The organism is Salinimonas iocasae, from assembly GCF_006228385.1.
Taxonomy (GTDB): Bacteria; Pseudomonadota; Gammaproteobacteria; order Enterobacterales; family Alteromonadaceae; genus Alteromonas; species Alteromonas iocasae.
Window position 1 is genome coordinate 16,029 of the sequence record NZ_CP039853.1, and the last position, 25,002, is coordinate 41,030.

The following is a 25,002-nucleotide window of genomic DNA, read 5'->3' on the forward strand; positions in this document are numbered from 1 at the left end:
ACAGTTTTTTTTATTGGGTAAGTGCCCAATCCTTGTGTTTATCCCAGTTTTTGTAAAACCACGCGCTTATATTCTTGATTGGTTCCCCAACCAGCTCCTCATACATCGGTCTTGCTAAATTTAGCTCAACCTTTGTCATCTCTGGTAGCTCTTGTGTGTAGTCCCCGAGTTTTGACTTGGCCAAGCTGGCGGTTCTTAAGTGATTTATCCAAGGATTAACCCTATCAGCTTGCCTAAGAGTACTTTCAAATGTTGTAAGTGCACTGAATAGTTCCTCGTCTTTTGGGGCGCCCTCAAAAACCAAAGTGTTATACAGCATTACTGGAGAGTAATAGTGTACGGCTTCTTTTATCCGATTTTTCATTGTAGGAAGTTCTTTGGCTCTGAAAAAGGGTGGGCACAGAACCATATTTTCAGGCGCGTTTGGGAACATCGCATTAACACCGTTCATGCAGTAGATATCCCATACGTACGGCAGATTTTCTGAAGCGGGCTTTGCAGTTCTATCTTTCGTTTTTAGTAGTTTTGACAATTTGTGCAGCATAAGTCCTATCCCTCAACAATTCTCTGTTTCTTTGGCCTGATATAGACACATCAGTTTTATCTACTGATTACCTTTTGAGGTGTCTTCAAAATCACCAAAACGAATATCATCGAGAAACTGCTTTTTTGCAGGGTGGGGGAGCATGATAACGAAAATAATAGCCGCACCTAGCAAAGCCTGGAACATTGAAAATTGAAGAACTGCCAAAAAAATGAATATCGCAACATAGATAGCACCATGCCGCTCTATAGTGCCAAGTTTGTTCAGTAGTGAAGTCAGTTTGCTCATAATCGGTCCTTTTTGATTTACCCCATGCATACTATCAATCATCAACATTCACTGATTGTTATTTCCCGATTTATCAGGCTTTTTGCGGACAATTAATAAGCTTGTTCATTCATGTTCCATCTATTTTGACGTTATAGGAAAAGCATGCACGTTGTCTTTAAATCTTAATTTTATTGGATATATAGATGACCGACAGAACTTCGAAAGACAGTATCGTGCAGCTTCAACACACGCTTTTGGACGCTAGCGCCGGAACGGGGAAAACAAGTGAGTTGGTTAAGCGCACATTGCAAGCTTATCTGACAGTATCGACGCCTGACCAGGTACTTGATTTAACCTTTACAAATAAAGCAGCGTCAGAAATGCGTCAAAGGATTATTAGCGAACTTAAGAACGTTGATTTGGAAACCATTGTTGAGTCGACACACGAAAAGGAAATGCGCAGCCTGGCAACAAAGGTGTTGGCTCGTGACAAGGCTTTAGGTTGGGACATCCTCAAAAACCCCAATCAGCTTGAGATCAAAACATTCGACTCACTGTGTTCCAGTATCGTGTCACAGGCCCCATTGACTTCGAAAGTTGGTGGCGCTGCAGTAGTTGCTGATAACCCTACCTCTATATATAAACTAGCCGCTGATGAATTACTTCGAGATTATAAAAAAGATTGCGCATGGAGCAGTAATGTTCGAAGGCTGTTACAGCACGTAAACCATAATTTTGAGACCGCAAGTTCTATGCTCGTAGAGCTATTAGGTTCCAGGGATCAATGGTTGCCTATAATTCTGGAAGCTAAAAACACTGCAGAACGAAGAGCTGCATTAGAAAAGAATAATCTGAAATTGCTAAATGTTATTTTCACCCCATTCATTCGAGCCTGTAAGGAAATTGAGAGTGAGATAATTCAAGTAATTGAATATGCCTATTCAAATGCAGTTGAGCCGCTTAGAGAAGCTCTCAAGCCGCTAGTTGGAGTATCAATACTGCCTGAAACGGTAAGTAATCATTCAGATTTGAACATTTACCAAAGTTTGCTTGATTACTTCGTGAGCAAATCTGGCCGGCCGAGCTTTTATAAAAAACTCAACAAGACAAAAGGGTTTCCAGCCATAACAGCATTTAAAGAGTCAGAGCAAAAATCCATAGCAGAAATGCACAATGAAAATGCAAAGGAAGTCATTCAGTATCTTCAAGATTCTAACCTGCAAATGTGGTTGCCGGCGATGTGCAAAGCAAACGACTATCGCTTTTGTGAGCAGGAGTGGGAGTTGCTTGACTCACTGATTTCTCTTCTGCCCTTACTTGCAGCGCGTCTGTTATTGGTTTTCAAAAATACTGGGCGAATAGACTTTGTTCAAATGGCCGCTTCGGCTAGTGCCGCTCTGGGGGAGGTAGATAGTCCAACCAATTTGGCACTTAAACTAGATAACAAGTATAAGCATATTCTAGTTGATGAGTTTCAGGACTGTAACCTCACCCAGGTTGAGTTGCTAACTAAGCTAACCTTTGGTTGGGAAAAGGGTGATGGAAGAAGCATGTTTTTAGTGGGAGATAAAAAACAAAGTATCTATATGTTTCGCGGCTCTAACGTCTCGGTATTCTCACTGGTTGCGATTAACGGGATTAACGAAATAAAGTTCAATGTCAGAAGATTAGAAAACAACTACCGTTCACAGGCTTGCCTTGTGGGTTGGATAAACGATGTTTTCGAACCAGCGTTTGGATGTTGTGAGGATATTGTTACGGGGGCCACTAGATTTCACCCTTCTTTCGCCAGAAAAGCACCGCTTGAAGGCAGCCCTGTCGAAGTTGAATTGTTTGATGAGCGTGGCGGACTTGTAACAGAAGCAAGCTATATCTGCCAACAGATAGACCTAATCAAAGAAATGGACCCAGCAGCCAGCATCGCCGTCTTAGCTCGTACCAGAAACGACCTATCCGCAATTACTGAAGCATTTCGGGACAATGATGTTGGTCATCGTGCTGTAGACATTCATAAGTTATCTCGACAAGCATCAATTATTGACTTAACAGTGCTTACTCGCTCAGTTTCACACTTAGCAGATAAGACAGCCTGGATAGGACTTCTTCGTAGCCCTATGGTCGGATTGTCTATTGGTGAACTAGAGTTGGTAGTTAAAGGAGAGAGGGGATATGTGACGCCGGGGGAGCTAATAATCGACCTTCTTCAAAACGATACAATAATAAGCCAGTTACAAAAGGGGTCACAAACAAGAATAAAAAAACTGTTACGCGTTATGGAGCAGTCAATTGGGCAGCTTGAAAGAAAAACCCTTAGCGACATAGTTAAAGGGGCTTACTACGAACTTAATGGACTCAGCACACTTAAATCTGAAGCGGAGCTCAAAAATATCGACGCTTTCTTCAAAATGCTTAGAAAGTTTGACAGCAACGGCTTCGAGCTGGAGCTATTTGAAAATGAAATTGATCGACTATATGCCATAGACCAAAAATCAACAGGGTCCGTAAGTATAATGACCATCCATAAAGCCAAAGGCCTTGAATTTGATTATGTGTTTGTGCCTGGCTCGCATAAGTCTATTCGTGGTGATACAGCGCGCCTTATAGATAGCGATACATTACTATCTAGCAATGGACTTCCTACCCCAGTTGTTGCACCGTCTACTGAGACTGGAGTAAAGGAGTCTCGAATCAATGAGATGATCCGCGGCTTTTCTAAAGTTAAAAAATCTCTAGAGGCAGTAAGGACTGCATACGTTGCTTTAACGCGTGCTAAGAAAAAAATGTTCATCACAGGTCTCGCTGATCCCAAAAAAGAGGAACTACGTTTTGCTGGTACCTCTATTTTAGCAATAATCAATAATCGACTTCCTGAGGGCTTGACTGTAGGGCAGGGAGGGGAAATGTCTTCATCCGATACACGACCCAAACGTACAATTATAGCTAATGTGATTACACCCCCTTTACCCGAAAATAATGTGTTAGCACAATATAGAGGCCTAACAAACGTTTGCAATGAAGTGCTTCCTGAATTTGACTGGTGCCGGGACATTAACCGGTGTACAGGGGTTGTCCTTCATCAAGCTCTTGAGGATATGGCAAAGCACGGAATTGACTCGTATTTTAAAGGCGGTATCGAACACAAAAGAGCTAAATACTCATCTCAATTTAAGCAGTTAGGCTTAAACGTAAGACTCATTCATAAAGCGATTCAAAAGCTAGAACATCAACTATCTTATTTGCAAAAAGACGACACAATTTATTGGTTGTTACAACCAAGACCATCCTCAGAAACTGAAGTCGGTTTTATTTTGAAGGATGGTGGCAAACGGAAACTCAAGCGAATCGATCATACCTTTGTGGATGATGGAGTGCGTTATTTTTTTGATTTTAAGACCAGTGAGCCAAATCCAGGTGAAGGAACAAGCAAGTTCGTAGCAAGGATGCTTTCTCAATACGAGAGGAAGATGAAACAGTATCGCCAATGCTTTCCCAATGAAAAATATGTCAGAGGCGGCCTCTATTTGACTTCAATAAACCTACTTGCTTGGTATGACAGAAAAGCATTAAAAGCAGCCTAATGGGCATGAGCTCATTTAGCCTCTTAAGGGAGGTATAGTATCTTTATCGGAAAAGGAGTATTGGTAATACTTCTTTAGATGAATGGAAAAAATTTTTTTTTGCGCTAGAATCCAGCCAATGAAGGTGTTCAGAAGAATATGGCTCGTATTTTTGCAATCAAAAGTTGGGGCTTTCCTTTTAACCATATATTCAATCTGTATACTACGTTTTTTGTACACGATTATGTAGCATTCTTGATGCGGTCATTTTCAAGAATTATCTGAAGGCAGAGAAATGTTAGACCTGTTAAAAAAGGTTTCTAAAGGAATATATAAACCACAAGCTAGCGAGAAGGTACAGGCTGCCTTAGAGTCACCAGAAGGCAAGGAGTACACGCAATTCTTGATGCATGGTCTGCTGGCTCAAAACTATATTCTCAATATGAAATTTAAAGGAAAACTCTCAAATAAAGATTTTGAAGAACTGGTTAAGTTAGCCGGTACCAGGGACGGTGTAATGCAACTTTCGGCGCACATGGTATTGAGTGGTGTAGATGCTGAGAAAAGCTTTGATGGTATTAATATGGTTTCCCCCGAGGTTGTCGAAGACCCTGATAAGCTGGATCCATCGATTGAGAAACATTTGATAGAACCCGAAGATCCGACAAAAGTAGAGTCTGAACATAACCCAGCCACGATTAAAAAAATAAACTAGCTGTTTTCCTTACATAGTGCCTGTATGAAGTCAGGGCAACATATTGGCATTTGTCCATTTTTTAAATCCCTATTTATTGAACTTATTGTATATCGACGTCACCAGCATCTCCGTAAGATGACCGAACCTTAGTTGGCAAGGTCATAACCATGCAAAACATACGTTTCGTTCTTACTCTCTTTTTAGCTGTCACTGCTTTGGGCTGCGCGCCTGAAAATTCAATTTCAACTATTAGTATGTCCCCACCTTTTGGAAGCGAAGGTCCCTGGCAACTTATTACCTACGATGAAAAACGCCTCGAGAGGGAAGTGGTTAAGTTTGAAAATGGTGAAACATTTGCCATAGCAAAGGCTGTTTACATGAACCGTTATGGAAAAATAGTGTTCAAGGATGGTAGCCCTATTCTGACTATTGATGGCGATGAACTGTATTGGAATGACCAAGGCCTTTTTCTGACAAGTGCTGGCCACATTACAAAGAAAAGTAGATATTTTTCAATAGATGGCAAACCAGTGAGCGATAGTATCCCCCTAATGTTCAGAGACACGCTGCTACAAGCAAAAGCCGACCTGGCGAGTCAGAAAACTGGAGCTATTAAATGAAGCGATTAGGTTATCTTGATGGCCTGCGTGGCTTATTGGCGTTAATTGTCTTTGGCGAACACTTTTTGAAAGTCTTTTATCCAACAGCTATGACGCACGAGACTGTATGGCACAATGGCTCATACTTTGACTTAACTTTTATATTTTCTCCGCTCACATATATTTACAATGGGGCCTTCGCTGTATCTGGATTTTTTGTATTGTCAGGCTATTTGCTAATGCGATCGGTCTGGTATGCAGACAACAGAGAGAGAACCTTCCATATTCAACAGATAGGGCGAAGATATTTGCGTTTCGCAGTACCTATCACAGCTTCGTTGCTCTTCGTGCTCATATCAGGTCAATTGGGTTTACTTAATAACGATGCTTTTATTCAAGAAACTGGCTCGAAACTGAAGAACATCTATCAAAGCCAAGAACCTATGATATTTTGGGACGTGTTAGTGCAGGGGTTCGGCTCTTCTTTGTTTGCCTTTGACTATCGTCATAACCCTGTATTATGGATGATGACGCCGGAAATGTTTGCGGTGATCACGTTCGGCGTCTTTGGCTGCATCCTAAATAATTTGGCATCGAGCCAGGTTACCAGAGCCATGTGTCTGTCGGTCTTTTTGAGTATTTCCTATTTCGTTGTAAGCGGCTACCTCTTTGTAGGTATATGGATTGGAGCACTGATATTTGGCGTAGATTTACTGTGGCGCCGCTTAACTCGAAATCATCGGCTGGTAGCTTTAGGATTTTTTGCAGTAGGTGCCGCCATGCTCCTGATTAACCTGAAAGGAGGAGCATCTAATCCTTTTCTGGTTGGAAAGGGCAGTGAACACGCTTCTAATATAGCTTATACCTTGTACGGTATTGCTTGGGGTGGCTTATTACTGGGCTTATTGCATTTGCCTGTTCTGCAGAATGCGCTCAACAATAAAAGTCTACAGTCTCTAGGAAAGTCGAGTTTCGGTATTTATCTATTTCACTATCCACTTTTGGGGGGGTTAGCCGTGCCTATAGTTAATACATTTTCCTTACCATGGGGAATAGAAACACTTTTAGCCGGTGTGGCCACATTAGCGACCTCTTACCTTATTGGTTTGGTTAGCTATAGATGGATTGAAAGGCCAATCATTAAGGCTAAAAGTATTAAGTTTCAGATTAAATACGATGATTACAAGGCCAAGATTCAGAATTGATATTAAGACTAAAGCTGGGCGCCATTTTACATCGTGTTAGCTACGGCAAATGATATTTTTCTTACAATATCTACAAGCATCTGTACTAGGGGTGACCTGTGCTGCACCGGCAATAAAGCGCTTAGCTATGAGATTCAGCTGGCTCTTCCAATGGTCCAGTGCCTCTTTGAAGTCACTTGAAAGGCTTAATCTCGCTTTTTCAGTGGGTACCACCCCCTTGCCCACATCTGTGCCGTCACTCACTCCAAGCATTTTGATTGCATTCTTTTTGATACCCGCATAGGCCACTCCACAGACATCAGAGGGCTCTGAAATAGCTGCAAGCGGAAGTTGCACATCGCGTAAGGCAGTAGGTGAAATCTTCATTGATAAACTGCCAGACTTATAATCAATTGGAACTTTAGAGGTGAACTGTTTTTTTTCATCCTGTACACAGTCTATCCGGTCAAGTCGTATAGAAATTGAGATACTGCCCGAGCCAGCGCTTTCTTTATCCTCGTTGCGTAGTTTGTCGCCAAGTATGACTGTTCGGTCCTCCTCAATAGCTTCAACCATAAATGGCGGTCGTGTTTTCTCAAAATCTAGCCACTGGTTAACGATAAGATTAAAACTGGATTTTTCCATTTTTAACAAACTTTCATCAATATCATGACGGCCTCTTAAGGCTATAAATGATTCATCTATCTTTTGTGATACAAGGCGGTGCTGTTGCTCTTCATTTAATTCGAGTAGGTCTGCCTGAGCCCTTAGAACTTTCCAGATGCGAGCCATAATGTCGTGGAGTAACTGGCCTCTTACAGAGGCGCTCAGTCCATCTCTAACCTTGGGGAAATCTTTTACGCGCAGCCTGTTGTCCATGAAGTTCATAAAAGGACATAAAGTCTCTTTCTGCAGAATTGAGACACCCCCCCGGGCCTTTCTGGAAGTATCTATTGGAGCCGGGTCATCAAATTCGGTCTGCACCGGTATTCGGTGAAGGAGGTATGACTGATAGTCAATTGAAGGCGCGTTGAACCATTCTACTGGTGCAACGTCTCCAGAAACAAAATAACTCGGCGTTAACTCAGATTCATGTTGATATTGGCAGTACGAGTAAATAATTTCTGTACAGTTTCTACTGTATCTACTCAAAATGGATTCAAAAAATGAAAGTTCACGATTAGCATCTGCATGAGGCATTTTGTGGTCAATCTGTAGCTGCAGTGGTAAAAAAGTATTTGGAGAAGCTTTAGCTGGGACGGTACCCATATTCATATCTAGCACAAGCATCTTGTCAAACCGAAGACCGGCAGCTTCGAGTAACCCCATAACCTGAATAGGCGTTTCTTTTGTTTCAGGCGAATATAAAGTGTTATTGCAAGCTGTTAGTAAATAAAACAAAGCATCATCAACTGAAATATCAGCCTCAAACGTAAAATTGCCACTGAGCTCTAAAAGCAGCTCCTTGAACTGCTTCAGCGCTTGAAACTCCTCGGAGTTAAGGTTGCGTTCCCCAGGCCAGCCGATCGCTTCAAGAGAGTCATCGAACAACGTTAACCATTGAGCTAATGAAGTAGCGCTACTCCGGTTATTCAGTGTATTAGCAAACCTGCCAATGGCATAAGAAAGTTTTCGAGGGCAAGCTGGGTCTCCGGTCAAATTCAGCAAAGAATATGTAGTGTTTCCCCTCTCTCTAAGTTGTAAATCAAACCGGGCGCGTCTGCTTCTTTCGATTATTGAATGAGCGATAAAAGGAGAGTTAACAATTTTAAAAATTTCTTCTGCTGCAACTTCCTCTAGTCCAGTGCGAAGAATTCTTAAGGCCGTTTTTATCAGTGGCTGACTGGAAAGAGGTGTACCAGCAGTTATGTTATAAGGCTGGGTGTAACTGGGAACATTAGGCAATATCACCTGCGGTTCAAAAACTTCATTTAAAGCACTTACAATAGCTTCACGTTTTGCAGGTAAGTCGGGTACTACGATAGCTATTCGTGCTTTAGGATCTTGTAAGTGAGCGTGATGGGCCCATTTGGCCATATTCGATAGTTGTTCATCATCATCATAGTTACTCAGCGAAAAGGGTTTCGCTTGATTTATATCTGAAAAGTCACTGTGGAAGACATCCGAATGTTTCGCAAAGGCCTGGAATAACTTTTCATGGAGAGGTGGCAGATCGTCAAACGAAAATACGCAAACACATTCCGGAGCAGCTAAAACGCCACTTTCAATCGCTTCTATGATTATGAGCAGCGCTTCTTCAGTAGAAACTACTCCGTAAGTGGAGCGCTTTACCTCCTTTTGCCAATTCTTAAACACTTCTGATTCCGCCGAGTCTGCATCAAAGCTACCCACACACCACTGTGCCAGTCTCTTGTTGGCAGCAACAGCTTGGTTAGCAAGTTCAGTTGGATTAAGAATTGTCTCGATATTTTTATCTTTACGAATTACATCTACCCACCGATAAAACAAAGTGGTGTCACTCAATAATGCGCAGTTGGTAGCTTTTTGGAAATCTTGCGATTGAAGGTTGCTCCATGCCTTTTCGATATAATCAGCCAATGACAGCACTGAAGGGACTTTAACGGATTGTACGCCCTCTTCTAAAATTTTTGCATCAGTAGCCTTTGCAATTACAGCGTCTCTAAGCCGAGTGTTAGGTGTAATAGTCAAAAGGCCAGGTTGGTAAAAGTCAGGTGCATTCATTACGATATCTCATCTAAATACTTTGATTTAAGACGAATGTAATTGTCGCTAAATGCTGCGCAAATTAGTGGGAAGTACTCATAGACTTTGCTTTCAGGTACCCAACTCTACCGGTGGATTCACCGCATTCCAGGCGATAGTTGTTCAGTGTCTTGAGGGTGTGAATAAGTATAAATGCCTTTTCCTGAGCCAATTGCCAACTCAATTACTGATTGAGTAGAGGAATCGATATTCGCTTGTTCATATAGCTCAGGCCTGTTAGCCAAAGCAGTATTTACTTTGTCTAGCGCTGAACTACCAGACCCAGGTTGTAAATTCATAGATAAAGCCAAATCAACAGCAAAACTATCATTCAAATCAAAGTGCATCCGGGATACTTGATGATCACTGAACCTTAAAGCGAATGTCGATTCTTGAAGAGGATTCGGAAGGGTATTGTAAGCTGGCGCCAGGCGCCAATGATTAGACCCCAGGTCAACTAGGTTTAAGTTGTCTAGGCCATTTGTCGTGTGATTGATGGCAGCACTGAAAAGCGCCCTTAAAAGCAACTGCTCCTTGTCTTCCTGAGGCGATACGCTATAGGTATCGACTATAGCAGCTGCATCTTTGTAACTGAAAGCAGGGGAGGGCGATAGCAAAGAGTTTTCCCCATGCAAAACATCAAAACTGACGGAATTAAATTTAAGCAATAACGCACTGCCATCAGCCATTTCAAAGTGATGTTTAAAGTTCTTTTGCAAAGCGACTTCAATACCTCCTTCATGAAGGCTAAGCATTTTTATTGGGGCAGAGTCTATTCCAGCCTTTGCTTCCATTAGATGCACGAAGTGACGAACCTGACTTTCATTGAATTGGCTAGATGCATTTGGTTTTAAAACGTATCGCTGTCCATCCTCAGTGGATGTATATTCAATTTTGCTGCGGCTTCCTGGCAGTGAACACGTCGCAGACAACTTATCTGAGCCAATGGGACTTCGTAGGTTACCAGGCTTTGATTCTTGAATAGCAAGTGTCAGCTTAGTCAGATCTGTATGGGAGTCAGCACTGAGATTACTTTGATTGTTTTGTGCATTTAGTCGTATAGCAATATGGTCACCAAACAGCTCTGCACAAATAGATAGCTTCTGGAACTGGTTTAATCGTTCAAAGTGCGCAAACTCATTTTTCAACATTACCTGCCCGTACGCTCCCGGCAAAAATTGTTGGAAATATAATGGCAAAACCCCATTTCCAGCTGTTACGACATGCTTACCATGATTTTTGTTTGTTGCCAGGTTTCTAGGCTCTAATGAAGGACCACCAGCATTGATGTAATCACGGTCATAAAAAAATGAAACAGCTCCCCCAGTAAGCTCGTTTTCATATAACAGGTGACCGACATATTGATAGTCTTGAATGCTGTTACTCCAGCGGTGAACATGTATGAAATTTTTCATTTACGCAAAGCCCTGACCAAGCGCTCTTTTTCGTCGGATCCATTTAACGAGGAGGTGGCTCTATGCTTTGACTCACTTAAAGCGTCTTTTTGTTGTTTCTGTATGAGTTGCATTATTCGTAGGGTTGGTGCCTGGCCTTGGGAAAGAACTTTTATGAGATCGGGGAAAGCACCCATTTCATAAATGTATGAAGCGACGGTCCCCCAATTAGTCGCTGCAGAGCCTTGCTCGCATCTCTCAAGCGTAGTTCTGGCCGGAACAGTTCCTAAATACGGTTGAAGCACAATCTTAGCGAAGTTCTCCCGAGATCGTGTGTTTTCATCTTGCAGATTACGGTAACGCCGACAGAAATCTCCAATACATTGAAGATAATTTACGATGTGGCGAGACTCCGGAGATGGATCTTCGTTCAACAGCCCTACTGGCTTCCCGTTAGACTCTTTCATACATATCTACTGCAGATGTTCACTTTTCAAATTAGCCAAAACACTTTCTACCTGGTTCTGGTAGGCAGAATGAATATTTCCCAGGCTATGCAGATGAGTCCAAAGCAGGCTAAGAGGCTTTACTTCGGAGTTTCCTGCGCTTAGACATTGCGTGTTCAATTTGGAAGTGAACAGGGCTGTATCAACAATGTACTCTTTTATAGCGCTGATTAAGTCATCTTCAGATACGCGTAAATCGCATTTTTCCATTATTGAATTTGTGTAAAGCATGACGACGTCTTTTGACAGTAATGAGAGATTATTTGCGTCCAAGTTCAATTGAGCGACTGCAAACATTGCAGCCATATCGGTAGCAGTATTTTTCATTGTAAATTCCAAGTCAGTAAGTGTAGCTGCACAACCTACCTTTTTTATTAATTTGTAAAGCGCGAGCTCAGTTTTAATCACTCGCGGTGAGTTCGTGCCGGCTGCTTGTAGGAACCAAATATCATCACGAAATGTAACACTTATGAGCCAGCCAGTATCCCGGTTCCCTATGGCTATGAGCTGGGAGACTTTTCCTTGTCCTGCAAGCTCCTTCAATTGCTTGCTATTTAATCCTGAAGAAGTGATTTTGATAACCTACTTACTCTATCTGTTCCGAGGCTGCAACAGTACTGAGCTTTGACTTAAAGTAAAACGAGATAATGTTAATAAATCGGGAAATCGCGTTACGTTCAAATTCAAACAGGGTAGGGTCTGACCCATCGAAAGTTGTAGAGCAGTTGAGTCAGATTCAAGATGTACTTAAACAAAGATATACAAAGCGCGATAACAAAGTTCTCGCTTCTTGTAATTATCCTGATTGGAGGGGGAGTTTACCTTAATTCCCCACCAGCGTTAGTGCAGCCACTTGCAACGTTGCCGTGGCTACCAGTCGCTGCAACTTTGGGAGCCGTAGCGTTATCTTTAAAGTTAAACCAGCAGCGAATCCTCAATGCGGCTCTTTACCTATTACTAAGCCAAGTCATATTGTTTATTAAGCCATCGCTTCTGTTTACAGACATATACCAAATTAGCTTGGTAACTGGGATGGTCATGGCTCTAGCAATTACTTTAAAAGGAAAGGATAGAAGTGTGACCATCAAAGGCATATTTGATGGCTTTTTATTGCTCGCTTTCATGACCGTGGTCTGGATGCTTATCGGTATGGCAATAGAACACTTCCTAAGCTCAAAAAGACAGTTAATTGAACTGGTTATCTACAGCGCAGTTATTATGTACTGCATTTATCGAATGCTGGAAAAACCTACAAACAATAATTTCATCATCTCAGTAATTGCTATTTCTCATACAATCTTAATCTACAACCACTTGGTTGCTACCAATCTAACTTTAACCTTCCTTGCATGTCTGTGCATCTGCCTGCAAATAGCAGACTCGCACAACATGGCTTACTACGATGAGCTAACAGGAATAAAAGGTCGGCGAGGTCTAAGCATGGATTCATCCAACCTTGGCACCGATTACACAGTTGCCATGGCCGATGTCGATCACTTTAAGAAATTCAATGACACTCACGGTCACGAGGTAGGTGATCAGGTGCTCAAAATGGTTGCCCAAAAATTCAATCGAATTGGCGGGGGAGGGAAGGCTTATCGGTATGGGGGCGAAGAATTTACCCTTTTGTTCCCAGGCAAATCACCTGAAGAAGCGAAGCAGTATTTAGAAGAAGTTCGTTTAGAAATAGAACAGTACCCATTCAGAATAAGAAATACCGCTCAGCGAAAAAAGAGCACTGAGGAAGATCGCAACACGACGGAATCTCCAGCACAAATAGTGCAGGTGACGGTAAGTATTGGGGCCACCTCTCCATCTTATCAGCATGAAAAATTTGAAAAAGTGCAGAGCAGAGCCGACGAACTCCTGTACGAGGCAAAACATAACGGTAGAAACAATGTCGTTGCAAAAGAAAGCAACTTTGTGAGCGAATCATGATCGAGCAGATATCCAAATTATTGGAGAATTATTCAGATTCAGGCGTGAATCATATACATATTGAAGGTTTTCTGGATATCACCGAGCTACAAAAAGCTGCACGGTCTTTACGTCCTGAAAACATTCTCTGTCAGAAAATAATAGCAGGTGAAATATCCCTTACACGATCAGAAGAATCTTATATCACAGAAGGTTTGAATGTAGATGAACCCAATGTGCTTTATATCAGATGTACACAAAAGCATATATCGGCGCGCACTGATGATGGGAATGTAATGGTTGAACCTTTGCAAAAAGATAAGCCATTCACCGTCAGGTTGAAAGAGATAGAGAACCAACTTCATTACAGCTCTGTGATATCTGAATCTATAGGAGAAAAGCTTAAAGATCTAGGATATGAAGCGGCGTTGGAGTTATATGCTATAGAAAACCCATTCACTGAAGAATCGCAAGCGCATGAACTTTTCGAAAAAGGGTATGCCCGGGGTATGAGGGAACTGCTAAATGGGGTTTAAAGAAATAGCGGCTCTTGGTGTTTTCTTAGCTACAGGCCAAGCGTGTGCCATTGATGCCGGCTGTCCTGAACTATCTGACCTAGTCAGTGAAAAGTTTAAAGGCCAGTGCGTGGGAGATTATCTTACGTTTAGAGACTTCAAAAACAGCAGTATAACTATTTCTGCTTATGAAGTTTCTCCCTTTCATACTTGGGGGAACCCAAGATACAGAGATTATGATAGCGAAGTAGGGCTTAAAAAAAATGAAGCTCTCACCCAAGCCAAGAGTCTGCATTGGGATTATGGGCATTTGGCCAATGAAAAAATAACATCTGCAGATATAAAAAGTAGGTTTTTAAGCTTCAATAGAGTACCCATGCCTCCAACATTGAATCGTTCGGAAGGTGTTTGGAATGAGCTGGAAAAGTACGAAATCAAAATGGCTAAGGAACTTGGACCTTTGAAGGTACTTGCAGGCTACTCATACAACAATGATAGTAAGCAGCATTACTATTTCAAAATATATATAAGTGAGCATCAAACAACTGCTTCCTTCCTTATCCCTGGTAACTATGGGGAAGGCAGTATCCAATCTCATATTTCGTCAATGCAATGTATTGAGCAAACAATTGATGAATCTATATTTAACGGCCAGAGTAACTTGGTCGCTGAAACATACAATGATTTTGCATTCACTCCTCACGTATGGACTGCCGGCAACAATGATAGATTAGGTTGCGAAGTGGGCGGGGACATATAGTGAACTGCGCGAAGTTCGGCCATGGAGCTGGTCACAATACTAAGCTGGTGATGTACCTGCAGCCGCAGTTCAACCTCAAAGAGCAAAGGTTTACAGATGTTGAGCTGCTGGTTCGGTTTAAACGCGATAATGGTGAAGTTCTTACACCGGATCGCTTCTTACCAATGGTAAGGCGCTCAAATATAGGCCAGGAATTTACAAACTGGACTATAAACCAAGCATTAGAAATCTCTGCCAAACTCTGTTCTGCAGGCTTCAAAGGTAAGGTTGCGATCAATATGGATGGAGAACAACTCAATGAACAAACACTGTCCTACTTGCAAAATAGGCATTCATGTCAAAACACTTTTAAAAACATTGAGATTGAGGTCACTGAGTATCTGAGGACTACTCCAGTCAACATTACAGCCAATTTACTTAACCAAATACAGAAGTTAGGGATTTCAATATCAATTGATGACTTCGGTATCGGAAGTAATGGTTTAGAAGCTTTATTAAACTTTCCATTTGATAAGCTGAAAGCAGATAAGTCGGTTATGAGTGCAGATAGTGTCAAGCGAGAAGCAATAGTAAAAAGCCTTGTAGGTATGACCCTTGCGATGAATAAATCACTTGTAGTTGAAGGGGTAGAAGATCCTGACGACGTAATAGACCTCGAAAAATGGGGTGTGTTGAATGTTCAGGGGTTTTTATACGCCAGGCCTATGCCATTGACGGAATTCATTGGATTATTACCGGCGCCAGGGAGAGAGAAAATTGTTTAATCGGACAAAATCGATAGTGATTGCGATGTGTTTTATTCCTTTTCTCTCAGCCTATGGCAATGAGTTTTTTGGAGAACTACATGATGTGGAAAATCCAGGTGAAGTTGTACTAAAGCTGGAGAGCGGCAATCTTATGCGACTCAAATTGCTTGGTCCAGATTTTGGTAAAAGCAGAGAAGAAACGTGTGAAACGAATCGCTCAAATGAAAGCGCCTGCGAACTGTTAAGGGAGAAGTTAGCAGGAAACCAGCTTGGGATAATAGTCGAGGAAGTTGAAGGTGAGACTATGTACGGTGATATTGTAGTAAACCGTAAGGCTCTTAGCCTGTCTCTCATTCGTGAAGGGTATTATCAAGTTGATACTGATCATAATCGCTCTCATGCTTTATTAGAGGCAGAGCAAGAAGCTCGTTGCAACTACCGTGGCATGTGGGCCAAGTGGCGCGGTAATTATGAAATTGCTAAATCCTGTGCCGGGTGGTAACTAATGTTCGGTCATTTCTTAAAAAGTGCAGTTGCCTACAAATACGAACTTGGGGATGGAGAGGCTATTACTGAGCACAAACTGAAACAATTCGTGCCTCTTCTAAAACATGTAGATATAAAACCAGCGCAGAAAGAATCATTCGGATTCTCAAGTGTCGTTGGATATCATGATCCAGAACGTTTTTTTCACAAGGTGGGTACGTGGTATCTATTGAGCCTGACCGTTGAAGATAAGAAGATTAAAAAGAATAAATTAGACCGGCGTGTTGCAGAAAAGAAACGTGAACTTGCTGAAGCTAAGAATATTGAATTAAGTGCGTTATCTAAGCAGGAATCACAGCAAGTAAGAGATAAAGTATTAGGTGAGATGCTTAGTGAGCAAGAAGCTGATGAAAACTATCTCAACATAATTATCGATACTGATAATCGTTGGCTGTTTTTTAGTGATAGCTCAACCAGAACGATTAAAAAGTTCACAGGGCTAATGCAGAAGCATTATTCCTCATTCCGTGTTAGTGAATTTTGCACTCAGGGAATTGATTTGCATCTTACTAGCTGGCTATATAATCCTGATGAGTCCCTACCGGAAGAAATCGACCTCGAAGATTCGGCTTCGTTACAGTCAGAGCAGTCAGCAAAGGCGACATTGAAAAAGCAGAACTTGCAGTCAGACGAAGTTGCCACGCTCATAAATCATGGTAAGAAATGTCTCGAACTTTCTATCAGCTACTTGCAGCGAGTATCCTTTAGATTAACGTCCGCATGCCAACTGAAAGGTATTAAGTTGTCTGATGACCTAATTGCAGATGTTGCTGAGATAGAAGATCCTCAATCTCGTGTTGAAGAGCTTGAACCTTTTTGGGAGGTTATGTGCAGCGAACTTACCTCTATTTACCAATGGCTCGATGAACTGCAAAACAAACCAGTCTAAGTAGCTTGGTAGACAAAGTAGCTTTGACAAAGATACCAATCACTTTCCTATTTAAAGTTTTCACCGAATCACTTTCAACCCCCGCCGATAAAGCATTTGTGAATAATGTCAATAAATCGGGATTCCGGTTTTGTCTAACGAATTGAGTGTTTATATTGTTTTCAAATTCGGAACAATAAGTTGTCGTTAGATGAAATTAAAATTAATAGCAATCGCAGGCGTCATAAGCTTCAGCGCATGTGCTGATGCTGGCGCTGAACAGGACTATGTTGAGCAATGCAAATCTGAAATGTATGCATCGCTTGTGAGTCAACCTTCAGATCAGGTGGTCGGGCAAAGAAATAGCCTGGTAGATCACGCATCGATTACTAACGACAAAGCGGAAACATCAACTCAAACAAGCCTAAACAAGCAGGTCTACAAAGTTGATAACTTGAGCGCAGCTAATCATCCGGAAGCTACCTATAAACCAGATCCACAACTATGGTGTGAAAACAGAACTGAAGACGAAAGAGCCTTGGTGGATAACGAGCATCGTTTTTATGGTTTTATGCTCAAAAAGGGGACGCTGGTAGAGAATGTTGAGGCCCTCATAGACGAGTTCTATCCCAATAATCAAGGATTAGTGTCAAAAGTAGGCAGACATGTAGTGCCTGCTGATATGTGCATACTTAAATCAAATAAAAAAGCTGTTATCCAAAAGATTGTAGAGGCCTATGAGGTAGATAGACGTGCAGTAGCATATGGTCAGTTCGCCAATGATATCCACGTGTTGTTTTATGAAGGTGATGCGGAATTTCATCGGTATTTTGCAGGGGTTGGGAAATGACAAATTTTCTAAAGCCCTTATCCGCTATTGGAGTGGCGATATCCGTTTGTGCGTGTTCGGCGATTACCACTCCTACTGAAAAGGCAGAGGATACAAACCAAGAGCTACTCATCGCCAAAGGCAAAAGAGACTATGTTGATAATTTGCCTAATGTACATAGTTTTAGTGCGATGTACGTGCCTGAACTAACCGCCGAGGAAGCAAGCTTACCTAAATGGTATGACGATTTTGCTTCGGTTGCTGTGGACGGTTTGGAGCTACAACAAGTTTTGAGCATGCTTTTAGAAGGCAAAGATTTACGCGTTGAATATCGACCAGGGGTTCTTGAACAAAAGAAAGTTTCAATTGCCGGCGAGCATTCAACCATTGGTGGATACTTAGAAGCTTTGGCATCTGCAACCGGGTACCAAGTAGAGCCTAATGGTAACGCTATTATTTTTAGTAAATATGTAGAGCGCGTATTTCCAATCAGGTCTATTACCGGAAATTATGAGTTCGCAATTGGTAAAAAAGGAGAAACAAGCCTTGATTCCCAAAGCCAAAGCTCACAAAACGCTACATCAGAGGCAGTTAAGTCGCATGGAGAGGAATACGGCACTTTAACTGGCGAATTCGATCCTCTGGATAGCTTCAAAAAGGGTGTTGAAATAATTTTAGGCTGTAAGGCCCAACAAAGTGCTGCCAGCGCTTTGGGCTCTTTAAGTGGTACTAGCTCAGTAGCTCAGACCTTAAATGAAGACATCGAATTTCAGCTGACTCAAAATGATCTGTGTGACAGCGGATCGAAAGTAGAAAAACTTGAAAGCGATAATTCTCTCCTAGTTCGCGCTTTACCATCACAAATGCAAAAGGTTGATAAATTCATTGCAGAGAAAACAGAAAGAGAACTGCGGCAGGTAAGGCTTGATGTGACGTTAGTCGCAGTTGAATTGAAAGAAGATACTGCTCTCAGTTTAGATTTATCACTTAAAGATTCTGTCTTAGGTAATTCTGATTTTGGAATTATGACTCAGCCTAATACTGGTACTAGCCTTTTAGGCGGCATGGGTAACCTGGGCAGCGCTGTTCTTTCTCATACCTCTGGCACCAATTTGGCACTTCAGGCATTGAGTGAACAAGGCACTATTCTTGATAAAACGGTGTTGCGTGGTGTGGCGGCTAATCACAGACTGATGAAAATCACGGATGTGAAAAAAAGAAGTTATATAGCCGACAGACGGCTCGCCCAGACTGCAGACGTAGGTACAACCACATCAATCGAACAGGAAGTTGTTGAGTCTGGCAGGGTACTGTACGCAGTCCCTAATATTGGGCCCAGCGACGTACTTGTCAAACTCTCAACGAGCTTATCATCACTACTTGGACTGGATACAAAGGGTGAGGAAGGCAATCAAGTCGAAAGCCCGGAGATCAGCGATAGAGAAATTGAAGCTATCGTTCAAATGAAGCCTGGTAGACCGGTTCTTGTCGGTGGCTTCAGCGTAAAAGAAACACAGACACTCAAGTCTTTGAATGGAACCTCGGGTTTTACTCGCTCATCAAGCGGTACGGATGTTGAGCTTGTCATGGTGGTTGAGGCTGTTTATCTATGAATATGCTTAAAGCCACTAAGAATGCGCATGTTCCTGCTAATCGACGCTCTGAACTGAAAGAGGCTGTCGCTAATTTAGAAAACGAAAAATTGTTTCATGGGGCAATATACCGTACGGATGAAAACATCGTAATTTTTGGTGCTGAAGAAGGTGCCAAACTTTATGGGCCCGCGCTCTTAAGCAAAGTGCAGAGACCAACATTCGTTGTAGTGGTTTTAAAAAGTGACAGCGTTTATATCTTCGCAAAAATTCAAGGTAATTTTAGCGATGAGTTTGAATTTGGCGTCGACAGTTCTGACGACTCTACTGATGTTCAAAGGCTTATAGCCTTTTGTGCGCTACATCAAAATGAACTGCATGACGCACCATGGTATTGCAATGTTGCTATTAAGCCCAAGGGTGCTGAAAGTGTTGTTGTCGCAGATAAATTGCAACTTCCTTTAGATCCGGCAAAACAGGAAGACTTCAGTGAAATTAGGCAAATTAAGCCTATTCTAGCTGTTGAAATCGAAAAAGAATTAAATCGTACATCCAAAAAGACAAATCCTCTTGCCATAACCGGGCTAGCCGCCGCGCTTGCTGCAGCGGTGTTCTTTTATATACAGCCTGAAATCCCAGAAAAAACTGACGTCAAAAGCGCTAATAAAACTCAAAAAGTCTCCCCATATGCAGGGCTAAAGGATTTTTACGTTAAGAGAAGTGCAGCACCAAAGCCTATATTGCGAGACATCTATCGACAAGCTAACGCTGCAAAACTACTGAGAGGGTGGTCGTTAACCGAAATAAAAGTCGTCAAAAATAAAAAAGGGATAATTGAGCAGTATTTTGTATTGGATTCAGTTTATGGAGAAGTTTCTGAGTTAGCTAAATTCGCCCAAGATAATCAATACGAGATGAATGTTTCGGGCAGAACAGCTTACCTTGCGAAAAATGTTATCAAAAAAGAGCTGTACTCAGATTTTGCCCGCTTTCATGTCGGCACTTGGCACAACTGGTTAAGTCAGGGCTTAGATGACCTTTGGATTGACGTTGACTATGGCATATCAAAGAAAGAGCAGATAGGGAATGACCATTGGTTTATAAGCCAGGGTGAAATCACTTTTCCAGAAATATTTACTGATGATCTCGAATCTATCGGCTCTCTAATGAAAGGCTTTCCCTACAGTTTCGATTATTTGGAAATGAAGCTTCGTGACCGGCATGCAAAGACTTGGGAAGCAACGCTTAAAATTGAAATTGCAGGAGTAGAGAACAATGCCTAAGAAAAAATTTAATCGGAAAACTATTTATGGGGCTGCGGCAGTTTGTTGCGGCTTGAGTTTTGTCACCTACGGATACTTAACGGACAAAAAAGCCGAGCAAGCGGATATCGAATCAATCCAGAAACTATTTGCGAACAAAGATGTTCCCACTTCTAAAGTTTCTGGTGCCGAGTCTGACGTTAACCGCTTGGCACAAAAAGAAAAGAAAGAAGCTAACCCTGAATTTGTTACTGCACCTGACTATAAGACAGCTACTGCAATCGCGAAGATTTTTGAATATGCACTAAACCCAAAGCAGGAAGAAGAGTGGCTCAAAGCACGCATGGCCACGAGAGCGCAGCGGCAAATTACCACACGTGCAACACTGGCCAAGCAAGAGGCTTTAGAAAATTTAGAAAGAGAAAAATATCTTCAACAAGCGGAGGCAGTACGAAATGGTCATCAAATCGCCTCTACTCAAGAGATGCCAGGTGCAACGCGTCATCTTGATGCTAATGATGAGCTGCAAGAAATAGAAAAAGTAATAGTACAACTCAAAGGATATAAGCAAGGGTACAGAGGACGCCCCTCATCAGCGACATTAGAAATCAATGGTGAAATGTATAAGGCCGTACAGAAAGGTGTGATTGTGGCAGGCATGAGTGTGACAGGTCTGGATGACAATAGTCGGTGTGTGACATTGGTTGATACAAATAGCCGGCCTAACTCTAACTCTAAAGTCTGCATTTAAGGAATAGCATGCTTTCGTTTGTTAACAATGAGACTGAATTCTTTGAGAAAATTCCAAGTTTGAAGGGTGTACATCATTTAAATCTGGACAACAACACTGGCTTAATCGATCAGCTAAGTGAAGAGGCTGGTGGTATTAATGCGCTATATTATGAGGGCGGAACCCTTCTGATTGACGATTACTCAAGTCTGAATAAACGCGAAGAAGTTTACCGGCTTATTTCTTTGTTATCGATGAAAAACAAGCCGGTTCGTAGTGTTCAAGTTGCGAAAACTGAAGATATCGCGGAGCAGCGACGGGAAAGGACATTTAGTGATACAGATGTAAGCAGAGAGATTGATAAGGAAGAAACGTTACAGCAGTTCCAGGGGCTAGTGACGCGAGCTTTGGATGTAAATGCTGAGGACGTTTATATAACCCTGTCCCAAGCAAACGATACTGCATTTGCCAATTTTAAGGTGGACGGCCGATTAATACCAGAACAATACCCGTTGAAAAATTATAGATTTGGCCGCTCTATGTGTGCTGCAGTTTATGATGGGATTGGTGGTATAGGCATGACAGCGGGTACGTTCGATGAGGTAACTACTCCCCAAGAAAAACAGATACCCTATAAGGTTTATGATGGCCGTGGGGGAATTAGGCAGCGTTTAGACCTTCGTTTTACCAAAACTAAAACAAGTCGTCCCGGTGAACTTTACATTGATATGCGTCTGACAAAGAAGGCGAAGAAACTATCTGAACTTGGTTATCCTAAAGACCAACTTGAACTAATACACCGTAAAACCAGCAAAGCAAGAGGTGTAGTTATAACCGCCGGCCCCACAGGTAGCGGCAAGAGCACAACTAACTTCGCAATTCTCTTAGGTTTACCGAAAGATAAGAATTATCAAACTTTCGAAGATCCTATTGAAACTGAAAAACCACCTGGTTATCCCAACATTATCCAAAACAGTATGGATTTGAAAGTTGGTACAAAGTTTCAACTCAAAAGCATACTTCGACAAACACCAAATGGTGTATTCGTACAAGAATCCCGGGATGAAGAAACTGCGCGCTTCACTCTTGAAGTCGGAAATACAGGTCTTTTTGCCTTAACCAGTACCCATGCCCCTTCAGCTATAGCTATCCCGAAAAGGTTTAATGATCTTGGTGTCAGCTATTCTGACATGGCTATGCCGCAGGGATTGAGCCTATTGATGTACCAAGTCCTGATTCGCATGCTATGTAGCAAATGCAAAGTTCCACTTGATGAGTCAAAAACTCTGATTGAGGCAGAGTTTACTGATCGCCAAAGATATTTTTCTGAGGTTGGCATTACTGGCACTGAGACTGGTTTATACATTCGAAACCCAGATGGTTGCGACGAATGCTTACACACTGGTGAGAAGGGGCGTCGCCCCCTTTTGGAGTTGATTGATGTTAAGCGTAAGGACAGACAATTTATCCTGGCAGAAGATTGGAGCGGTTGGGAAGCCTATCTTTTAGAGAATGGATATATCACTGTTCAGCAACAAGCTAAACAATTGGTTAAAGCCGGTGTAATAGATATTGACCGCTGCGCCGAACTGCTAGTAGGTGAGGAGTGATGATTGCGCAAAGCGAGTTAGTCGGTCATCTGAATAGTGGATTATTTTGGCTCAAAAGAAAAAATAATTTTGGTAAAACTCAGCAGATTGAGTTTATAGAGCAGCTGAATAGCTATTTAGCCAGAGATATCGGATTAAAAGAGTCTTTGGAGTGTGTTAGTAAGCAGTACTCGTCAATTTACGGTGATAAACATGTTGTACCAGAAATAGCTAATCAATTAAGAGACGCGGTTGTTGCCGGTCAAGGTTTTGATGAATTGCTAAGAAAATACTTCAACCCGGTTATAGGGCTTGGTTTTGAGTTAGCTAAGCAAGTATCTGGTGATAAAAGCGGTGTTTTGAACGTAGTTAGACTTTTAAAAGATGAAGCTGACATAAAACTTGATGCGCTAATGAAGCTGGCCCTGCCATTGATGTTCTTTGTTTTTGGTATCGTCTCTCAGGTAGTAGCTGGTGGCTTCATCATTCCTATGATCAACCCCGAACCACCATCAACGTTCGAAATAAATTTGGCACTCAACACTTCTGAACTTTTGCAATCAAACTGGCCTTTCATTGCTTTGCTCGCTGGATTTGTAGTTCTGGTTTTTACGCATGGCCAGGCTAACTGGCGCCGAGATGGAAAATTCGGGCATAAAAAGCGGATGTTAGAGGATGTGCTTGGCGACAATGGGTTTACAAACAATATTTCCATTTTTTTGGGCCGTGCGAGAGCCAAAATCGACAATATCTGGCCCTTCGCATTATTCAGGGAATTTTGGTCAGTAAGAGTTTTAAGGCTACTGGGTCATATGAAACTGGCTCAGACCGAGGACATTGAGGCCTTAAGAGTAATTAAAGGGTATGCGCCACCAGCCATTCATTACTTTTTGGAGCACATGATTAGAGGTGCCGGAATCGGCACGGATAAGAGTGAGTACTTCGCTAAGGGGCTAATTAGTCCGGCCCTTATGGTTAGGCTTCAACGCTACTTTATCAACGTAGATAATGAAACATTCGCTCGTGGTCTTATTGAGGTAAGCGAAGACGCAGAAAAAGATATCAAAATGCAAACGCGTCAGGCGGTGACTAAAGTCTGGCTACTTCTTTTCGCATCAGGCTTTTTTCTAATCATGCTAAGCATGTCAGCCATTATTCAAATTTTTAGCAAGTCATTTTTATAAACCCGGAGAGATAGATGAAAACGTTAAAACCCAACAATAATCAAAAAGGCTTTACCCTTATTGAGGTCTTTGTAGTACTGGCAATTATCTTTATTGGCATCACCATTGTGGCTGGTAATACACAGCCGGCAATGGCTGATAGTAAAGAAAATCAATATTCAACTGCTATTTCCATCATCATAAGTAAGGCGCGTTCTAAGGCGCAAGGCGAATCAGACGGATACGCTTCTTTAACAATCCAGGAAATGGTTGATGAAGAATATCTGCCATTATCATTTGGCGATGGCTCTGGCACAAACCCAGATGGTGGCGATTGGGATTTGTCACAAAGTACTGTGAATCAACTTATTGTTCGTGCTACTGGAACGCAACAATCTGTTTGTGAGCGTGTAGCTAAAAAGTATGCACTGGAAACCACGGCCAGTTGCTCCAGTGGAACAATTTCAGTTTCTGCTAACTGATGAGATCAGTAAAAAAGCAATCGGGGATGGCTTTAATTGTCATCTTCATGCTTCTGATGTCAGCTGGTGCTTTGTTTTTTATGACCAAAGCACCTCAACTTATGCAATTGTCAGCGTCTGATAAAGAAGCTCAGGTTCTTGTTAAAGACAGAACAGAAAGACTGATCGTTGCTATAACGGCCTATCATAGGGCGACCTGCCAAATAGGCATAGTTACCCAAGACACACTTCAGGAAGGCGGGTTCCTCCAGAAACCTGTTAATTTGCCACAGTTAAACGATATTCATCTAAAAATTGAAAAAAGCGGCTACAGTGCCGCTGCTGTCATTGACGCTGAGAAACCTCAAAACCTGGCGGTTTTGTCAGAAATTATGCCATTAGGAGCGTCAGTTTCGGGTGACCGTGTAAAGTATGTGCGCTCTATCTCTGACAGAAGTACTCCTATGCAACGGATGATTATGGCGGATATCAACCTGTACTCAGCAAACCATTGTTGAGCGGAATAATTTTCAGTGAGTTGTATCTGAG

23 protein-coding genes are annotated in these 25,002 nt (G+C 42.0%); 18 read left to right on the forward strand and 5 right to left on the reverse strand.

What is annotated here, in order from left to right; genetic code table 11:
• Nucleotides 1–10: 10 nt before the first annotated feature.
• Entirely contained in the window at nucleotides 11–544 is a 534-nt protein-coding gene (locus FBQ74_RS17260) for a hypothetical protein (RefSeq protein ID WP_139758023.1), read from the reverse strand.
• 60 nt (nucleotides 545–604) lie between these two features.
• Nucleotides 605–832 (reverse strand): hypothetical protein, encoded by a 228-nt coding sequence (locus FBQ74_RS17265; RefSeq protein ID WP_139758024.1) that lies wholly within the window; start codon nucleotides 830–832, stop codon nucleotides 605–607.
• A 185-nt stretch (nucleotides 833–1,017) separates the two neighbouring features.
• Between FBQ74_RS17265 and FBQ74_RS17270 the strand changes: the two genes are divergently transcribed.
• The 4 genes from FBQ74_RS17270 (at nucleotide 1,018) to FBQ74_RS17285 (ending at nucleotide 6,872) form a co-directional block, all read left to right on the forward strand.
• Nucleotides 1,018–4,392: a UvrD-helicase domain-containing protein gene (locus tag FBQ74_RS17270; RefSeq protein ID WP_139758025.1), complete on the forward strand. Its 3,375-nt coding sequence runs from the start codon at nucleotides 1,018–1,020 to the stop codon at nucleotides 4,390–4,392.
• A 274-nt stretch (nucleotides 4,393–4,666) separates the two neighbouring features.
• Nucleotides 4,667–5,086, forward strand: coding sequence for a hypothetical protein (locus FBQ74_RS17275; RefSeq protein WP_139758026.1), 420 nt, complete (start codon nucleotides 4,667–4,669; stop codon nucleotides 5,084–5,086).
• A 149-nt stretch (nucleotides 5,087–5,235) separates the two neighbouring features.
• Nucleotides 5,236–5,688, forward strand: a complete 453-nt coding sequence (locus FBQ74_RS17280) for a hypothetical protein (RefSeq protein ID WP_139758027.1) — start codon at nucleotides 5,236–5,238, stop codon at nucleotides 5,686–5,688.
• Complete coding sequence (locus FBQ74_RS17285; protein ID WP_139758028.1) at nucleotides 5,685–6,872, forward strand: acyltransferase family protein; 1,188 nt, start codon at nucleotides 5,685–5,687, stop codon at nucleotides 6,870–6,872. Before FBQ74_RS17280 ends, FBQ74_RS17285 begins: the two co-directional genes overlap by 4 nt.
• Before the next feature lie 36 nt (nucleotides 6,873–6,908).
• Here FBQ74_RS17285 and FBQ74_RS17290 read toward each other — a convergent pair whose 3' ends face one another.
• The 3 genes from FBQ74_RS17290 to FBQ74_RS17305 form a co-directional block, all read right to left on the reverse strand.
• Nucleotides 6,909–9,554 carry a PD-(D/E)XK nuclease family protein gene (locus tag FBQ74_RS17290; protein WP_139758029.1) on the reverse strand — a complete coding sequence of 882 codons (2,646 nt, stop codon included), beginning with the start codon at nucleotides 9,552–9,554 and terminating at the stop codon, nucleotides 6,909–6,911.
• A gap of 119 nt (nucleotides 9,555–9,673) precedes the next feature.
• On the reverse strand, nucleotides 9,674–10,990 hold the full coding sequence (locus FBQ74_RS17295; RefSeq protein ID WP_139758030.1) for a HipA domain-containing protein: 1,317 nt from the start codon (nucleotides 10,988–10,990) through the stop codon (nucleotides 9,674–9,676).
• 452 nt (nucleotides 10,991–11,442) lie between these two features.
• The gene (locus tag FBQ74_RS17305; RefSeq protein WP_139758032.1) at nucleotides 11,443–12,018 is read right to left on the reverse strand and encodes a hypothetical protein; all 576 of its coding nucleotides are present in this window, start codon (nucleotides 12,016–12,018) and stop codon (nucleotides 11,443–11,445) included.
• A 198-nt stretch (nucleotides 12,019–12,216) separates the two neighbouring features.
• Here FBQ74_RS17305 and FBQ74_RS17310 point away from each other — a divergent pair, with 198 nt between their 5' ends.
• From FBQ74_RS17310 to FBQ74_RS17375, 14 genes are all read left to right on the forward strand, one after another.
• Entirely contained in the window at nucleotides 12,217–13,413 is a 1,197-nt protein-coding gene (locus tag FBQ74_RS17310) for a GGDEF domain-containing protein (protein WP_139758033.1), read from the forward strand.
• Nucleotides 13,410–13,928, forward strand: a complete 519-nt coding sequence (locus FBQ74_RS17315; RefSeq protein ID WP_139758034.1) for a hypothetical protein — start codon at nucleotides 13,410–13,412, stop codon at nucleotides 13,926–13,928. Before FBQ74_RS17310 ends, FBQ74_RS17315 begins: the two co-directional genes overlap by 4 nt.
• Nucleotides 13,918–14,667 carry a DNA/RNA non-specific endonuclease gene (locus FBQ74_RS17320; RefSeq protein ID WP_139758035.1) on the forward strand — a complete coding sequence of 250 codons (750 nt, stop codon included), beginning with the start codon at nucleotides 13,918–13,920 and terminating at the stop codon, nucleotides 14,665–14,667. The genes FBQ74_RS17315 and FBQ74_RS17320 overlap by 11 nt, the downstream gene beginning before the upstream one ends.
• Nucleotides 14,667–15,431 (forward strand): EAL domain-containing protein, encoded by a 765-nt coding sequence (locus FBQ74_RS17325; protein WP_139758036.1) that lies wholly within the window; start codon nucleotides 14,667–14,669, stop codon nucleotides 15,429–15,431. Before FBQ74_RS17320 ends, FBQ74_RS17325 begins: the two co-directional genes overlap by 1 nt.
• Nucleotides 15,424–15,915: a thermonuclease family protein gene (locus FBQ74_RS17330; protein ID WP_139758037.1), complete on the forward strand. Its 492-nt coding sequence runs from the start codon at nucleotides 15,424–15,426 to the stop codon at nucleotides 15,913–15,915. Before FBQ74_RS17325 ends, FBQ74_RS17330 begins: the two co-directional genes overlap by 8 nt.
• A gap of 3 nt (nucleotides 15,916–15,918) precedes the next feature.
• Complete coding sequence (gene rdgC / locus FBQ74_RS17335) at nucleotides 15,919–16,848, forward strand: recombination-associated protein RdgC (RefSeq protein WP_139758038.1); 930 nt, start codon at nucleotides 15,919–15,921, stop codon at nucleotides 16,846–16,848.
• Between the two features lie 190 nt (nucleotides 16,849–17,038).
• The gene (locus FBQ74_RS17340) at nucleotides 17,039–17,677 is read left to right on the forward strand and encodes a hypothetical protein (RefSeq protein WP_139758039.1); all 639 of its coding nucleotides are present in this window, start codon (nucleotides 17,039–17,041) and stop codon (nucleotides 17,675–17,677) included.
• On the forward strand, nucleotides 17,674–19,269 hold the full coding sequence (locus FBQ74_RS17345; protein ID WP_139758040.1) for a hypothetical protein: 1,596 nt from the start codon (nucleotides 17,674–17,676) through the stop codon (nucleotides 19,267–19,269). Before FBQ74_RS17340 ends, FBQ74_RS17345 begins: the two co-directional genes overlap by 4 nt.
• Nucleotides 19,266–20,531 carry a hypothetical protein gene (locus FBQ74_RS17350; protein WP_139758041.1) on the forward strand — a complete coding sequence of 422 codons (1,266 nt, stop codon included), beginning with the start codon at nucleotides 19,266–19,268 and terminating at the stop codon, nucleotides 20,529–20,531. Before FBQ74_RS17345 ends, FBQ74_RS17350 begins: the two co-directional genes overlap by 4 nt.
• The gene (locus FBQ74_RS17355; protein WP_139758042.1) at nucleotides 20,524–21,261 is read left to right on the forward strand and encodes a hypothetical protein; all 738 of its coding nucleotides are present in this window, start codon (nucleotides 20,524–20,526) and stop codon (nucleotides 21,259–21,261) included. The genes FBQ74_RS17350 and FBQ74_RS17355 overlap by 8 nt, the downstream gene beginning before the upstream one ends.
• Before the next feature lie 8 nt (nucleotides 21,262–21,269).
• Nucleotides 21,270–22,850 carry an ATPase, T2SS/T4P/T4SS family gene (locus FBQ74_RS17360; protein WP_139758043.1) on the forward strand — a complete coding sequence of 527 codons (1,581 nt, stop codon included), beginning with the start codon at nucleotides 21,270–21,272 and terminating at the stop codon, nucleotides 22,848–22,850.
• Nucleotides 22,850–24,013, forward strand: a complete 1,164-nt coding sequence (locus FBQ74_RS17365; RefSeq protein WP_139758044.1) for a type II secretion system F family protein — start codon at nucleotides 22,850–22,852, stop codon at nucleotides 24,011–24,013. The genes FBQ74_RS17360 and FBQ74_RS17365 overlap by 1 nt, the downstream gene beginning before the upstream one ends.
• Nucleotides 24,014–24,027: 14 nt before the next feature.
• Entirely contained in the window at nucleotides 24,028–24,474 is a 447-nt protein-coding gene (locus tag FBQ74_RS17370) for a type II secretion system protein (RefSeq protein ID WP_139758045.1), read from the forward strand.
• Nucleotides 24,474–24,971, forward strand: coding sequence for a hypothetical protein (locus tag FBQ74_RS17375; RefSeq protein WP_139758046.1), 498 nt, complete (start codon nucleotides 24,474–24,476; stop codon nucleotides 24,969–24,971). Before FBQ74_RS17370 ends, FBQ74_RS17375 begins: the two co-directional genes overlap by 1 nt.
• The last annotated feature ends 31 nt before the right edge of the window (nucleotides 24,972–25,002 follow it).

Bases quoted from the DNA above. Each gene is read 5' to 3' on its own strand.
- FBQ74_RS17260 (WP_139758023.1), bottom strand. From the start codon at position 544: ATGCTGCACAAATTGTCAAAACTACTAAAAACGAAAGATAGAACTGCA.
- FBQ74_RS17265 (WP_139758024.1), bottom strand. From the start codon at position 832: ATGAGCAAACTGACTTCACTACTGAACAAACTTGGCACTATAGAGCGG.
- FBQ74_RS17270 (WP_139758025.1), top strand. From the start codon at position 1,018: ATGACCGACAGAACTTCGAAAGACAGTATCGTGCAGCTTCAACACACG.
- FBQ74_RS17275 (WP_139758026.1), top strand. From the start codon at position 4,667: ATGTTAGACCTGTTAAAAAAGGTTTCTAAAGGAATATATAAACCACAA.
- FBQ74_RS17280 (WP_139758027.1), top strand. From the start codon at position 5,236: ATGCAAAACATACGTTTCGTTCTTACTCTCTTTTTAGCTGTCACTGCT.
- FBQ74_RS17285 (WP_139758028.1), top strand. From the start codon at position 5,685: ATGAAGCGATTAGGTTATCTTGATGGCCTGCGTGGCTTATTGGCGTTA.
- FBQ74_RS17290 (WP_139758029.1), bottom strand. From the start codon at position 9,554: ATGAATGCACCTGACTTTTACCAACCTGGCCTTTTGACTATTACACCT.
- FBQ74_RS17295 (WP_139758030.1), bottom strand. From the start codon at position 10,990: ATGAAAAATTTCATACATGTTCACCGCTGGAGTAACAGCATTCAAGAC.
- FBQ74_RS17310 (WP_139758033.1), top strand. From the start codon at position 12,217: ATGTACTTAAACAAAGATATACAAAGCGCGATAACAAAGTTCTCGCTT.
- FBQ74_RS17315 (WP_139758034.1), top strand. From the start codon at position 13,410: ATGATCGAGCAGATATCCAAATTATTGGAGAATTATTCAGATTCAGGC.
- FBQ74_RS17320 (WP_139758035.1), top strand. From the start codon at position 13,918: ATGGGGTTTAAAGAAATAGCGGCTCTTGGTGTTTTCTTAGCTACAGGC.
- rdgC (WP_139758038.1), top strand. From the start codon at position 15,919: ATGTTCGGTCATTTCTTAAAAAGTGCAGTTGCCTACAAATACGAACTT.
- FBQ74_RS17340 (WP_139758039.1), top strand. From the start codon at position 17,039: ATGAAATTAAAATTAATAGCAATCGCAGGCGTCATAAGCTTCAGCGCA.
- FBQ74_RS17345 (WP_139758040.1), top strand. From the start codon at position 17,674: ATGACAAATTTTCTAAAGCCCTTATCCGCTATTGGAGTGGCGATATCC.
- FBQ74_RS17350 (WP_139758041.1), top strand. From the start codon at position 19,266: ATGAATATGCTTAAAGCCACTAAGAATGCGCATGTTCCTGCTAATCGA.
- FBQ74_RS17355 (WP_139758042.1), top strand. From the start codon at position 20,524: ATGCCTAAGAAAAAATTTAATCGGAAAACTATTTATGGGGCTGCGGCA.
- FBQ74_RS17360 (WP_139758043.1), top strand. From the start codon at position 21,270: ATGCTTTCGTTTGTTAACAATGAGACTGAATTCTTTGAGAAAATTCCA.
- FBQ74_RS17365 (WP_139758044.1), top strand. From the start codon at position 22,850: ATGATTGCGCAAAGCGAGTTAGTCGGTCATCTGAATAGTGGATTATTT.
- FBQ74_RS17370 (WP_139758045.1), top strand. From the start codon at position 24,028: ATGAAAACGTTAAAACCCAACAATAATCAAAAAGGCTTTACCCTTATT.
- FBQ74_RS17375 (WP_139758046.1), top strand. From the start codon at position 24,474: ATGAGATCAGTAAAAAAGCAATCGGGGATGGCTTTAATTGTCATCTTC.